This is a genomic window from Nocardia sp. NBC_01327, assembly GCF_035958815.1.
Taxonomy (GTDB): domain Bacteria; phylum Actinomycetota; class Actinomycetes; order Mycobacteriales; family Mycobacteriaceae; genus Nocardia.
Genome location: NZ_CP108383.1, coordinates 5,041,637 through 5,054,232 on the forward strand (window position 1 = coordinate 5,041,637; position 12,596 = coordinate 5,054,232).

Consider the following 12,596-nt stretch of genomic DNA (forward strand, 5'->3'; position numbering starts at 1 on the left):
CGGCATGCAGATCAGTGAAGCGTCCAGGGTCACCGGTGTGAGCGCCCGATCGTTGCGGCACTACGAGCAGGAGGGGCTCATCGTCTCCGGCCGGTGCAGCAACGGGTTTCGCGACTACTGCCAGTCCACGATCGACCGGGTGCTCGTCATCCGGTCGCTACTGGAATCCGGGCTGTCGCTGCGGTTGATCAAGGATGTACTGCCCTATCTCACAGGCGAACCCGATGGCGGCGGGAATGCGGTGTGCGAGGAGTTCCTGCGCGAGGTGCAGACCTACCGCGATCGGCTCGCCGTACGTGCCGCCGATCTCGCCGCGCAGCAGGCGGCCCTCGACAACTACCTGCGGACGGCCCGCCGCACCGCTCCTGTGGCCGACGCCACGTTGACCTTGACGCAAGCGTGAAGGTTTTACGTTCGCCACATGGGAATCAATGAGCCGCAGCACAATCCGGGCCAGACAGTACGTGCGCTGGTCCAGCAGACACACCAGGGACCGAAGGATCTGACCCTCACGACCGACCGGCCGTGTCCCACCCCGGGGCCCGGCGAATACCTCGTCCGCGTGGTCGCCGCCGGGGTCAACTTCGCGGATGTCATGCAGACCCATGGAACCTATGACGGGGGACCGCAGGCGCCCTATGTCGCCGGGTTCGAAGCCGCGGGCGAGATCGTGGCTGCCGGTCCGGGTATCGAGACGCCGCTTCCGGTCGGCACCCACATTGTCGGAACCGGTTCGGGCGCTTTCGCGCAGTACATGCTCATGCCCGCCGCCGGTGTGCTCCCCGTGCCCGCCGGCTGGAGCGATGCCCAGGCGCTCGGCCTGGTGCTGAACTGGGCAACGGCGCTGGCCGCGCTGAAACCGCTGGGCGAGATCAAGACCGGTGAGGTGGTGCTGGTGTACGCGGCAGCCGGAGGTGTGGGCCAGGCCGCCGTCCGCCTCGCCCGCCACTACGGCGCCCGGGTGATCGCCACGGCGTCACCGGCCAAGCACGCCACTGTCCGAGCGCTCGGCGCCGACGAGGTCCTGGACAGTACGCGCCCCGATCTCGCCGCGGAGATCCTCCGGCTGACCGGTGGGGTCGACCTGGTCCTGGAATCGGTGGGCCAGGCCACCTTCGAGACCAGTCTGTCGGTGACCACTCCGGTCACCGGAAGGATCGTGGTATTCGGTGCCGCATCGGGCCACGCCACCCTGACCACCCGCGATCTCATCTTCCGCCACCGCGTCCAGATCAAGGGCCTGCACATCAGTGCGCTGGCGGTCGCCGCGCCGGGTCTCTACCAGTCGCTACTGGTCGAGCTCGAATCACTCATCGCCGAGGGCGTGTATGCGCCCGGAGCTCCTCAGGTTCACGCCCTGGCCGAGGGGCCGGAGGTGCTGCGGCAGCTCGAGACCGGCCGGACCAGCGGCAAGCACGCCCTCGATCCCTGGCGCTAGATCCCGAAATGCCGTGTCGCGATGAATTCCGGGCCGCCGGGCAGTCTTACCATCGACCCCTACCACCGAGGAGTGCCGATGCGCAGCGTCACCTATTCGATGAATGCTTCGGCCGACGGCTTCATCGTCGGCCCCGATGGAGGCTTCGGATGGTCGGTCCCCGACCCGGATGTCTTCCGATCCCATATCGACGAAGTCCGCGGGGTGGGCGTCCACCTCCTCGGCCGCCGCCTCTACGAAACGATGCTCTACTGGGAGACCGCCGAAACCACCCAGACGCTCGACGATGCGGAAAAGGAGTGGGCCGCACTGTGGAACCCGCTCCCGAAAGTGGTGTTCTCCACGACGCTGACGTCCGTGCAGGGCAATGCCCGTCTCGCCACCGGCACCGTGGCCGAGGAGATCGCCCGGTTGCGGGCCGAACCCGGTGACGGCGAGATCGCCATCGGCGGCGCGACCCTGGCGGCCGAAGCCGCCGCGGCCGGCCTGATCGACGAGTACCGCGTGCGCCTGCACCCGGTGCTCGTCGGTGGCGGCATCCCGTTCTTCCCGCACGACGAACGCCAGGTGAGCCTCGAACTCATCGATTCCCATGTCTTCGACTCGAAGGTCACCTACCTGCGCTACCGCGTCGTCCGCGAGGCGGAGTAGGTTTCGCGCACACTGCGCCTCAGAGGCCGAGTTTGGTAACGGCGTTGTCCTCCAAGGGATTTGCGGTGCGGATGTAGCCGTGCACGGTGCGGGGATTGGACCACCGGCCCTGGCGCATGATCTCGCGATCGCTGGCGCCCCCCAGAGCGGCCTGGGTGGCGAAACCGGCGCGCAGGGAGTGGCCGGAGAAGAGGTCGGGGTCCAGGCCCGCCCGGGCCGCATAGCGTTTCACGAGTTCGGCGACGGCTCGCCCGGACATGGGGGAGTCGGCCAGCCCGCCGTGGCGAGAGATGGTGGGGAACAACGGAACTGCCGGATCGGTGAGGGTGGTCCCGGTGAAACCGTGGCAGCGGTGGATATGGGTGTCGGAGGACGGGTGGCCGGTGACCCAGGCCCGCAGGTCGTTATCGGCGAAGTGGGCCTCGCGCAGGCGAATCCAGTCGGCGAAGGCGCAGACGGGGCAGGTGTGCGGGCGTTGACCTCGGGGCAGGACCACCCGCTGCTCGTTGACACCGGTCGGATCGGTTTTGGTGGTGGGAAGGTGGATGAGCAGCAGCGGTTCACCGCTGGCGTGATCGGTGTCGACGCGGACATCGGTGATGCACAATCCGGCGATCTCACTGCGGCGCAGGGCTCCTGCGAAACCGACCAGCAGCAGCAGGGTGTCGCGGCGGCGCGCGGGTTCGGTGGGCCAGCCCGGCGCCGGCAGCTCGGCCAGCAGCTGGTCGAGGGTGTGCAGCAGTACGGGTCGTTTGCGCTTGGGCAGGGTGCGGCGGGTGCGGCGGATACCGCGCAGCGTCAGCCGGACCACATCGGCGCGGGTGGGGGACGGGAGGCCGTTGGCGGCGTGCACCGCCGCCAGCGCGGCGGACTTGCGTTCGAGAGTGCCTGCGCTGAAGGCCCATTCGCCGTTCGGCCGCCGCGCGTCGGCAGCGGCGGCCAGGTAGACCGCCACGTCCAGGGCGTCCGCGGGCAGCGCCTGCCGCCCTTCGGCCAGACACCAGGCGGCCCAGGCGATCCAGTCGGTCCGATACGCGCGCAGCGTATTCGCGGACTGGGACGCCTCGAGATAGCGGCGCAGCGATCCGGCCTGCTGATCGTCGAACCGTTCCCGAACCAGGTGCAGCGCCGCGGAATCCACCAGCACACTGCGCACGCCGCGCCGCAGTTCGGTGCGCACCGCCTCGGGCACCGCGATCACGGCGCCGTGCAGGGTGTCCTCGGGCAGGGTGTCGGCGGGCTGTTCGGTGGGCTGCGCTGCACTGCGACCGGACATGCGCCCGACCCTACGGCACCGCGCACTCGGTACGCACGCAACAGGAACCAGTCGTGGATGTTCATGAGCAGGAGGCGTCCGCTGTCATGGAATCCAGTAGCTGGAATGTGCCCCGAACTATTGCCAGGCCTTCGAAACCGGCCATCACATCGTCGAAAGCGGTGACGGGGTCGGAAACCATCAAACTGGTCACCAGTGACTGGTTGTCCGTGGTGCGAGCCAGATAGTTCAGGGTCAGCACGCCGGGTTCGCTGCCGGGTTTGGACCACACCGTCGGGAATCGCGCACTGTCCAGATCGAGGCCCTGGTCATCGCGCGTCAAGGCGTGGTCGATCTCGGGCTGATCGAACCGCAGCAGCCCGGCGTAGGCGCGGCAGATATCGGCTGGTGTTGCGAACCATTCGATCTCGTCGATATAGCGGGGCTGCGGCGGCCGGGTCCACGAGGAGCCGGCCGGATCGGGCAGTGCCAGCAGTTCCAGCTCCTCGACCACGCCGAGCCGTTGGTCCTGTGGGGCCGCGAGATACCGCGGTGCGTGGTCGGCGTCGTCGGGCACCTTGCACTGGAAGAGCGCCTTGGTGGTGAGGAACGGTGTGTTCAGGTCGGGGTTGTGGTGGCCGAGCGCCGCCAGTTGCCGGTGCACGTTGTGGCGGCCCAGGTGATGGATCAGATGGTCGGTGGCGGTGTTGTCGCTGATCGACATCATGTGGTCGGCATAGGTGGCCAGGGTCAGCCTTTCACCGGCCGGGCGCAGCTGCAGCGTGCCGGAGGGGAGACTCTTCCACTCCTCGCGGATCGCCAGCATCTCCTGCCACCCGGCAGTGCCGGTGGCGGTGGCGTGGGCGAGCGCCGCCAGCACGTACAGCTTGAATCCCGACCCGAGCGGGCGCGCGGTATCGGCGTGCAGGCTGTGGATTACGCGCGGCTGTCCGTCGGCATCGATCCGCGCCGCGGCGAAGGACACCCGCCCGCCCAATTCGGCCAGGCGCGTATCGATCTCGCCCCAGGAGATCGGCGCCGGTCTGTCCGCCGCCGCGGGAATGAGCCGTGCGGTGTCGATGCGACCTTCGGCATCGACGTGCACGACCAGCAGCCCGGCCGCCTCACCGGTGATCGTGACCGAGATCGTGTCCGGTCGGGAGCTGCGGATCTCGCTGACCTCCGGCCGGCCGAGGCCGGCGATCGCGGCATTGAATCCGTCCGAGCCCCCGGCCGCATCCAGCAGAGCGGGAGCTACCCGGTCGCCGATCTCACTGTCCGGCAACGGCACACGAGTTGTCGCCTCCAGCACCCACTCCAAAGCCGCTGCGGCCGTTCGCTCGGGTGCACGCTTCTCGGACATTTCCCCACCTTCGGCCGGTCGAACATTATCACTATCGATATCAATACTATTATCATAATCGATATCATTCGAGTAGTGTTGGGAGCGTGAATGATTCGGTGGATCTGCTGCTGCACCCGGTGCGCCTGCGCATTGTGCAGACGTTCCTGGGCGACCGTGCGCTGACCACATCCCAGCTGCGTGAGGAGCTCTCGGATATCCCGCCGGCCAGCCTGTACCGCCACGTCGCGCGCCTGGTGCAGGCGCAGGTGCTGCAGGTGGTGGCCGAACGGAAGATCCGCGGAACCGTGGAGCGCACCTACGTTCTACGTCTCGTGGCGGCATCGATCGGCCCGGATGCGGCCGCGGCGATGAGCGCGGATGAGCACCGGCAGGCGTTCATGGCGTTTGTCGCGGGGCTGATGGCCGATGCGGACCGCTACTTCCAGCGCGGCGATGTGGACCTGCTCCGGGACAGGGTCACCTATCAGCTGGGAGGCATGTGGCTCGATGACGCCGAATACGGTGAACTGCTCACGGATCTGAGGAGGGTCCTCGCGCCGCGAGCGGCCAACGGACCGAAGCCCGGTCGCAGACGCCGAGTCCTGGCGACAGTCCTGCTGCTCGGCGATGACGCACCGGGTACACAGCAGTAGTGTCGGGTGGCGAATAGTCCCGGCCACTCAGGAGACGAGTTTGCACATCGAAGTCACCTCGGAAAATCGTTCGTTTCCCCTGCTGCAGCAGCCGATTCATGTGCCCGACAGCGTGCTGGAGGATCTTCAGCAGCGGCTGGCGCTGACCCGCTGGTCCGATGATGCGGGCAATTCGGACGGCAGTTACGGCGTGCCCAAGGCGTATCTGCAGCAGCTCGTCGAGTACTGGCGCACCGAGTTCGACTGGCGCACCGCCGAATCCGCCATCAACGCCTACGAGCACTACCGGGTCGATATCGACGGTGTGCCGGTGCATTTCATGCGCAAGCCCGGTGTCGGACCGCATCCGATCCCGCTGATCCTCACGCACGGCTGGCCCTGGACGTTCTGGCACTGGTCGAATGTCGTGGACGCGCTGGCGGATCCGGGCGCACACGGCGGTGATCCGGCCGACGCCTTCGACGTGATCGTCCCGTCCTTCCCCGGTTTCGGCTTCTCCACGCCCGTCCCCGATCGCCCCGACCTGAACTTCTGGAAGGTCGCCGATATCTGGCACACCCTCATGACCGAGGTGCTGGGCCACGCCAAATACGCCGCCGCGGGATGCGATGTCGGCGCGCTGGTCACCGGCCAGCTCGGCCACAAATACGCCGACGAGCTCTACGGCATCCACATCGGCTCGGGCCAGCGCCTGGACCTGTTCAACGGCGACCGGGCCTGGGACATCACCGGCGGCCGCCCCCTCCCCGAAGGCCTGCCCGCCGACGTGCACGCCCGAATCCTGGAGCTGGAGAAGCGCTTCGCCGTCCACCTGTCCGCCCAGATGCTCGCCCCCAGCACCCTCGCCCACGGCCTCTCCGACTCCCCGGCCGGCATGCTGTCCTGGATCCTCGAGCGCTGGACCACCTGGAGCGACAACCACGGCGATATCGAAACCGTCTTCAGCCGAGACGAACTCCTCACCCACGCCACCATCTACTGGGTCACCAATTCCATCAGCACCTCGATCCGCATCTACGCCAACCACAACCGCTACCCCTGGACCCCGTCTCACGACCGGCGCCCGGCAATAGAAGCCCCCACCGGCATCACCTTCGTCGCCCACGAAAACCCACCCGGCGTCACCACCGCCGACCGCGTCTCCCACTTCCTCACCACCGACCGCGCCGACTGGTACAACCACGTCAACCTCACCGCCCACGAACACGGCGGCCACTTCATCCCCTGGGAGATCCCGGACGAATGGATCGCCGACCTCCGGCGCACCTTCCGCGAGCGGCGCTGACGAAACGGCAAGTCGCACAGCATCATCACCTGCCCGCAGTGTGTCGGTATCGACCCCTGGGGTGTCCCTGGGCGAGGGTGCCGCCGGTACTTTCTACTACGACACCGCCCTGAGCGGGTCCGCCGCCGCGATGGCATCCGTTCTCGCCGTCACGAGCAGTGACCACGTCGTCTTCGGCTCCGCGGCGGAATTCGCGTGATGGGCGCTGTCAGGGCAGGCGGCGCACCGCCGGCGGGGTCCATGTCCCGTCGAGAACCGATTGATCGGGCCAGTAGGCGCGCAGGTACAGGGAGAACTCGGCGTTGGGTGCGGGAAGCCAATTCGATTGCAGTGCGGCATCTTCCGGGGGGCTCGCAGCAGCGATCAGGGTGAGGGAGCCGTCGTCGGCGTAGTGCAGATTGTTGTTCTTGGTGCCGAGGGAGTAGCGGCCCAGGTCGTTCGGGTGGAAGAAGTGGTGGATGTTGTAGAGGGTGAGGGACCAGAAACCACGGACGGGAGGCAGGCCGCCGGCGGGGAAGGTCACGGCGTAGGCGTTCGCGCCGTGGAGGCGGGCGCCTGTTTCGTCGAGGTCCTGGTAGAAGTACGCGGTTTCGTTCGGGCTGTTGACGAAGATATTGGCCTTGTCCATCGCGGTGCGCGAGAGGTAATCGGTGCCGAAGGACGCACCATTGCGCTGAGTTCTCCAGTGATGGGTGCTGGGCAGCCCGATATTGCGGAACTGGAACAGCTCGGTGACGAGGGTGGCGTCGGCGTCTTTCGCGGTGTCGCGCAAGAGATTCGCGGTACCGGCGTCGGTGGCGGCCGCGTCCGTCAGGGAGGCGAACCAGGCGTGCAGGGCCGCTTCGCCCGCGCGTGCGGGAACCTCGTTCAGAATGGCGGGCAATTCGTCGAAGTACTTGTCCGGCACGACGAATTGGGTTTCGGATTCACCGGAGCCCCCGTCGCCGGGGAAGTGCGGCACAGCCTTCCAATCGCGGTGCTGTGTCTCGCCGGTGTAGTCGGCCAGCGGGTACATGACGATCTGCTGCAGGATCGGCTGGATCGCCTCCCGGTCCTCGTCGGTGTCGTCCAGGAATACGCGCGGCAGGACGATGGCGACGCGGGTGTCGAAGGTGAAGACCCCCTCGATGCCTTTCGGCGTCCGCCCTTCCCATCCCGCGGGAGCGAGCAGGTAGAACCCCGGCTTCGTGCCGTACATGGCGCCCAGTCGCAGGAATGATTCGGTGCGCTGATCCACGCCCTGGTACACCCAGAACCGTTCGCCGAAATCCGGTACCTGAATCACCGACGGGCCCAGTTCGGCCGCGAGGATGCCCGCGCCGTAGACCACATCCTGATTCGGGCAGGCCACATGCTTCTGCTTGGGCGAGATGTAGTCCGAGAGCATGCACAGTCTGCCGGGTGGCGCTCCGGGCACCACCCCGTCGATCAGACCGGGCTCGGGTAGCTGGGAGAACACCGCATGCCTGTTGTGCATATTCACCAGCGGCCATCCCCAGAGGTAGGCCAGGCGTCCCAGCGACCGCACGTAGTCCTCGGTCAGGCGGGTGCCGGGCAGTGGTCCGGGCAACGATTCAGACACGTGGAGCTCCCTTCGTATCCGTTCGTCCACCTCAGACTGCCGAATCCGGCGCTGCTTCCGGATCATCCGCATCGGGTGATATCGGCCGCCTGTTTCATCCGAAATGGGTGATGCGTCGTAGTCTCCAGAATGGTTGCCTAACGTTAGCTGTGGCGGCTGACTGTAGAGAGGGGGCTGGTGCATGGGTCATTACGACGAGCTCGCGGAGGCCGGATTCGACGGCGGATTCCCGACCGCAGAGACGGTGCGGCTACTGCGTGACGAACTGGTCTTCCAGCGTGCCGTGCAGAGCTACCTGTGGTCGCTGCCGGCCATCAATATCTGGGCGATGAAGGAGGGGTCGGAGGCCACCTTCGGCAGCGGCTATCACGTACTGCCCATCTGGCAGGACCGGATCGATGCCAAGACCCTGGTGACCACTCCCAATTTCGACGTCGTCTACGCGATGGGCTATCTGGACCTCGGTCTGCACGGCCCGCTGGTGGTCGAGGCGCCGGCCGGCGTGCAGGGCATGTTCGACGATTTCTGGCAGCGCCCCATCGCCGGTCCGACCATCGACGGGCAGCTCTGGCGCGGTGATGTGGGCCTGGCCGGACCGGACGCGGGCAAGGGCGGCACCTACGTGCTGCTGCCGCCCGGCTACGACGGCCCGGAACCGGCGGACGGCTACGTCTACCGATCTCGGACCAATAATGTGTTCCTGTTCTGGCGCGCCTTCTTCGCCGATCCGTCGGACCTGTCCGACGCGGTGGGCCGCATCGAACAGACCGTCGTCTACCCGCTCGGCGCACGCGCCGGCGCGGCGGCGATGCAGTTCCCCCGGGCCTCGGGCGTTGCGTGCAACATGCTGTTCCCCAGTGACGGAACATATTTCGAGCTCCTCGACAGATTCATCCAGAACGAAGCGGTCGACCCGTACGACCTGGACATGCGCGGATTCCTGCACACCCTGGGCATCGAGAAGGGGCGCACCTTCGCCCCGGACCCCGCCGATCGTGCACTGCTGGACAAGGCGGCCCGCACGGCCTTCAAAATCTCGAAGGTGACGGTGACCAGCCTGCTTCCCCTGGAACCCGGCGGCACGTACTTCCCGGATCAGCCGTGGGTCAACACCTTCGCGGGACAGAACACTGAATTCCAGTCCAGCGCAACGTTCACCAATCTCGAGCAGCGCACCGCATTCTTCGCCGCCGCCTACTCCGATTCGCCCGGCATGGTCGTCGACCTGGTCGGAAAGGGCGCCAAGTACCCCGCGACGATGAAGGACGTCAACGGCGATCCGCTCGCGGGCGGCCGCTCCTATTCGCTGCGGCTGCCGCCCGATATTCCGGCGGCCCTGTTCTGGTCGGTGGCGATCTACGACAGCGTTACCGCCTCCGGACTCGACAACGGCCAGCGATTCCCGTCCATCAACACGATGGACAAGCCGACCGCGAATCCCGATGGCTCCCATGACATCTACTTCGGGCCCGACAAGCCCGCCGGTGCGGATGACACCAACTGGCTGGCCACCGTGCCCGGCAAGGGCTATTTCGTCATCTTGCGTCTGTACGGGCCCGGCGCGGAGTTTTTCGACCAGACCTGGAAACCCGGTGATCTGCACCCGATTTCCTGACACCGGCAGGGCACCTCGACAGAAGGGATCGTTGATGACATTCGGTTCATTCGATACGAAGCAGGACCGGGCGGTCGCACCCGGACGGCAGTGGCCGCGACGCGGAGCACTCGCCGCACTACTGTCGGTGACCGTGGCGGCGAGCTTCGGCCTGGTCGCGTGCAGCAGCGATTCCTCCTCGGACAATAGCTCCTCGACCTCCACCACCACCGTCTCCGATGATCCGGCCGCGATCGCGACCGACGCGTATGTCTTCGGATACCCACTGGTGCTGATGGACGCGACGCGCGCAGCGGCGTTGCCGGCCAATCACTTCGACCACGCCGACGCGCTGCCGACCGCCGCGGACCGTTCGGTGGTGCGGTTGAACCTCGACACGCTGTATTCGCAGGCCTGGCTGGATGTGAAGAACGAGCCGATGGTGATCCAGATTCCGCAGATGGACAGCGGCCGGTACTGGCTCATGCAATTCATGGACGCGTGGAGCAATACCCGGCACGATCCGAGCAGTCTGGATCCGAAACTGAAGTCCGGCGCGAAGTCCGGTCCGTTCACCTATGCGATTACCGGCCCCGGCTGGCACGGCACCCTGCCCGATGACATCACACCGCTGCCGGTGCCCACCGACACGGCTTGGCTACTGGGCCGCGTGCAGGTCAACGGTCAGGACGATATCGCGGCGGTGCAGGCCATCCAGAATCAGATGAAGCTGGTTCCCTTGAGCCAGTGGCAGTCCGGCGATCGCGATAATCTTCCCGCCCCCAGCCCGGCGGACAAGTCGGTGCAGCCCTCCAAACAGGTGGCGGATATGGACGGACCCGCCTTCTTCGCCACATTGAGCGCGCTGATGGTCGACAATCCGCCCGCAGCGGCCGATGCTCCGGCCATGGCCCGGTTCGCCAAGATCGGGCTCACACCGGGCGGCGCCACCGACAAGGTCTCGGCCGACGTGCTGAACAATGCCGCGACCGCGGCTCAGAAATCCATTGCCGCATACCACGATCCGAGCTCCAAGAACGAGAACGGCTGGACGTTCGGCACGAATACCGGCACCTACGGCACCGACTACATCAACCGCGCCTACATCGCGGCGCACGGATTGGGAGCGAACCTGCCGCAGGATGCGCTGTACCCCACCACCTTCACCAAGGCCGACGACAATGGCACGCCGATTCGATACCGGTTGCACTTCCCCGAGGGTCAGTTGCCTCCGGTGGGCGCGTTCTGGTCGTTGACCGCCTATGACGCGGACAGCTTCCTGATCGACAATCCGGCGAATATCTTCGCGGTCGGTCACCAGATTCCGGTGGTGAAGAATCCCGACGGATCGGTGGATATCGCCGTCCAGAATGCCGACCCGGGTTCGACTGTGCCCGTGGGCAATTGGCTGCCGATTCCGGCGGCGGGCCCGTTCTCGCTGACGCTGCGGCTGTACGCACCGGACAAGACGGCCGTCGACGGCACCTGGCAACCGCCCGCCCTGCAGAAAGTCAGCTGAGGTCGCGATGCGGCGGATCGAGAAGGGGAACATCATGTTGCGCCCAGTATTCGTGACAGCCGGGGCGGCCCTCGTCGCGGCCGTCTGTGCGGGACCCGCTGCGGCGCAGCCGATCTTCACCCCGGAACCCGATGGCGTCATCAAGGTGGAGTCATCGCCCGGGGAGTGGTGGAAGTGCACCCTCTACGGCATCGATCCGCCCATCGTGCGCGGCCTGCCGCCGGTGGTCGACTACCCGCCGGCCTCGTGGTCCTCGCCGACCGGGGCCACCGAGGGGACCGCGGATTTCGCAACGCCACCGGCCTACGCCAGGTTCGCCCCGGGAGCGCAGGTGGTCGCGGACTGTGTGGGCCAATACCTGCCCATCCTCTGGCTGGAGCAACTGCAGGCGGGCCCCGCAGCCACCGCCGATCCCGCTACCGCAAACATCCCGTGAGCAGCACCCCTTCGGATAAGGAAACACCATGCTGATCCTCGGCGCGATCCTACTTTCCCCGATCATCGCCCTCACCGCACCGATCTGGGTCCCGATCTGGCTGGGCATCCAAATCGGCGGCGCCTTCCCGGTCACACCATGACAATGCCCGCGTGACCCTCTGCGCCGCATGCTCTTCGGACTCCCATATGCTCACCTGGGAGAGCGAGCCTTCGGGGGAGGCGTTCGCATGACGGGCCGACACGAACGACGGTGGTTGTCGGCGACAAGCCGATAGATGTGAGCCACGATGACATGGTCGATACCGCAAATCACCACCGGTGCAGAGCGTCGTCTGCTCGAGTCCATGCTCGACCGCAACCGAGCCGAACTGATCGCTACGGTGCGCGGCCTGTCCGAACACGATGCCCACCGCCGCCTCGTCGCGTCGCTGACCACACCGATCGGCTTGCTCAAGCACGCCGCGGTCGCTGAGCGAATCTGGTTCCAGCACGTCTTGGCCGGAATACCCGAGAGTGAATGCGGCGGCGGCACGACGCCGGGCGACGCCAGTTTCGTCGTCGACGACACTGAGACCGTGGCCGACGTGATCGCCGAATTCGAAACCGCCAGTGCACGTTCCCGTGCGATCGCCGCCCAATTCGACCTCGACGACATCAAGACGCACCCCCGTATCGGGGACGTCAGCCTCCGTTTCATCTACTTGCTCGCACTCGAGGACTTCGCCCGTCACGCCGGCCACGGTGACATCCTCGCCGAGCAGATCAACCACCCCGCCCCGCCGGGCATCCACGGTCCAGAACACTCCTAGCCGAGATCCCCGCCGACCCGCCGAGAG

General features: G+C 66.6%; 13 protein-coding genes. 10 read left to right on the top strand and 3 right to left on the bottom strand.

Annotated elements, in window-relative coordinates:
- The first annotated feature begins 4 nt into the window (after positions 1–4).
- The 3 genes from OG326_RS22835 to OG326_RS22845 all read left to right on the top strand — a co-directional run bounded on the left by OG326_RS22835 (position 5) and on the right by OG326_RS22845 (position 2,089).
- Positions 5–403 (top strand): MerR family transcriptional regulator, encoded by a 399-nt coding sequence (locus OG326_RS22835; RefSeq protein WP_327139141.1) that lies wholly within the window; start codon positions 5–7, stop codon positions 401–403.
- 18 nt (positions 404–421) lie between these two features.
- Positions 422–1,438 carry an NADPH:quinone oxidoreductase family protein gene (locus tag OG326_RS22840; RefSeq protein ID WP_327139142.1) on the top strand — a complete coding sequence of 339 codons (1,017 nt, stop codon included), beginning with the start codon at positions 422–424 and terminating at the stop codon, positions 1,436–1,438.
- Between the two features lie 78 nt (positions 1,439–1,516).
- Positions 1,517–2,089 carry a dihydrofolate reductase family protein gene (locus tag OG326_RS22845; RefSeq protein ID WP_327139143.1) on the top strand — a complete coding sequence of 191 codons (573 nt, stop codon included), beginning with the start codon at positions 1,517–1,519 and terminating at the stop codon, positions 2,087–2,089.
- A 19-nt stretch (positions 2,090–2,108) separates the two neighbouring features.
- On the opposite strand, the gene OG326_RS22850 is transcribed toward OG326_RS22845, so the two are convergent.
- Both OG326_RS22850 and OG326_RS22855 read right to left on the bottom strand, forming a co-directional pair.
- Positions 2,109–3,365, bottom strand: coding sequence for a site-specific integrase (locus OG326_RS22850; protein ID WP_327139144.1), 1,257 nt, complete (start codon positions 3,363–3,365; stop codon positions 2,109–2,111).
- A 61-nt stretch (positions 3,366–3,426) separates the two neighbouring features.
- Positions 3,427–4,707, bottom strand: coding sequence for a serine hydrolase (locus OG326_RS22855; protein WP_327139145.1), 1,281 nt, complete (start codon positions 4,705–4,707; stop codon positions 3,427–3,429).
- An 86-nt stretch (positions 4,708–4,793) separates the two neighbouring features.
- Here OG326_RS22855 and OG326_RS22860 point away from each other — a divergent pair, with 86 nt between their 5' ends.
- The 3 genes from OG326_RS22860 to OG326_RS22870 all read left to right on the top strand — a co-directional run bounded on the left by OG326_RS22860 (position 4,794) and on the right by OG326_RS22870 (position 6,826).
- The gene (locus tag OG326_RS22860; RefSeq protein WP_327139146.1) at positions 4,794–5,342 is read left to right on the top strand and encodes a helix-turn-helix domain-containing protein; all 549 of its coding nucleotides are present in this window, start codon (positions 4,794–4,796) and stop codon (positions 5,340–5,342) included.
- A 40-nt stretch (positions 5,343–5,382) separates the two neighbouring features.
- Complete coding sequence (locus OG326_RS22865; protein ID WP_327139147.1) at positions 5,383–6,627, top strand: epoxide hydrolase family protein; 1,245 nt, start codon at positions 5,383–5,385, stop codon at positions 6,625–6,627.
- 61 nt (positions 6,628–6,688) lie between these two features.
- Entirely contained in the window at positions 6,689–6,826 is a 138-nt protein-coding gene (locus OG326_RS22870) for a hypothetical protein (protein ID WP_327139148.1), read from the top strand.
- A 9-nt stretch (positions 6,827–6,835) separates the two neighbouring features.
- Here the strand turns inward: OG326_RS22870 and OG326_RS22875 are convergent, their stop codons facing one another.
- Positions 6,836–8,209 (bottom strand): DUF1214 domain-containing protein, encoded by a 1,374-nt coding sequence (locus OG326_RS22875; protein WP_327139149.1) that lies wholly within the window; start codon positions 8,207–8,209, stop codon positions 6,836–6,838.
- 181 nt (positions 8,210–8,390) lie between these two features.
- Between OG326_RS22875 and OG326_RS22880 the strand changes: the two genes are divergently transcribed.
- The 4 genes from OG326_RS22880 to OG326_RS22895 all read left to right on the top strand — a co-directional run bounded on the left by OG326_RS22880 (position 8,391) and on the right by OG326_RS22895 (position 12,569).
- The gene (locus tag OG326_RS22880) at positions 8,391–9,824 is read left to right on the top strand and encodes a DUF1254 domain-containing protein (RefSeq protein ID WP_327139150.1); all 1,434 of its coding nucleotides are present in this window, start codon (positions 8,391–8,393) and stop codon (positions 9,822–9,824) included.
- Positions 9,825–9,858: 34 nt separating this feature from the next.
- Positions 9,859–11,322 carry a DUF1254 domain-containing protein gene (locus tag OG326_RS22885; RefSeq protein ID WP_327139151.1) on the top strand — a complete coding sequence of 488 codons (1,464 nt, stop codon included), beginning with the start codon at positions 9,859–9,861 and terminating at the stop codon, positions 11,320–11,322.
- Between the two features lie 34 nt (positions 11,323–11,356).
- A complete protein-coding gene (locus tag OG326_RS22890; RefSeq protein ID WP_327139152.1) occupies positions 11,357–11,758 on the top strand; it encodes a hypothetical protein in 402 nt (133 codons plus the stop codon).
- Positions 11,759–12,047: 289 nt separating this feature from the next.
- Complete coding sequence (locus tag OG326_RS22895) at positions 12,048–12,569, top strand: DinB family protein (protein ID WP_327139153.1); 522 nt, start codon at positions 12,048–12,050, stop codon at positions 12,567–12,569.
- Positions 12,570–12,596: the final 27 nt, after the last annotated feature.

Bases quoted from the DNA above. Each gene is read 5' to 3' on its own strand.
- OG326_RS22835 (WP_327139141.1), top strand. From the start codon at position 5: ATGCAGATCAGTGAAGCGTCCAGGGTCACCGGTGTGAGCGCCCGATCG.
- OG326_RS22840 (WP_327139142.1), top strand. From the start codon at position 422: ATGGGAATCAATGAGCCGCAGCACAATCCGGGCCAGACAGTACGTGCG.
- OG326_RS22845 (WP_327139143.1), top strand. From the start codon at position 1,517: ATGCGCAGCGTCACCTATTCGATGAATGCTTCGGCCGACGGCTTCATC.
- OG326_RS22850 (WP_327139144.1), bottom strand. From the start codon at position 3,365: ATGTCCGGTCGCAGTGCAGCGCAGCCCACCGAACAGCCCGCCGACACC.
- OG326_RS22855 (WP_327139145.1), bottom strand. From the start codon at position 4,707: ATGTCCGAGAAGCGTGCACCCGAGCGAACGGCCGCAGCGGCTTTGGAG.
- OG326_RS22880 (WP_327139150.1), top strand. From the start codon at position 8,391: ATGGGTCATTACGACGAGCTCGCGGAGGCCGGATTCGACGGCGGATTC.
- OG326_RS22885 (WP_327139151.1), top strand. From the start codon at position 9,859: ATGACATTCGGTTCATTCGATACGAAGCAGGACCGGGCGGTCGCACCC.
- OG326_RS22890 (WP_327139152.1), top strand. From the start codon at position 11,357: ATGTTGCGCCCAGTATTCGTGACAGCCGGGGCGGCCCTCGTCGCGGCC.
- OG326_RS22895 (WP_327139153.1), top strand. From the start codon at position 12,048: ATGACATGGTCGATACCGCAAATCACCACCGGTGCAGAGCGTCGTCTG.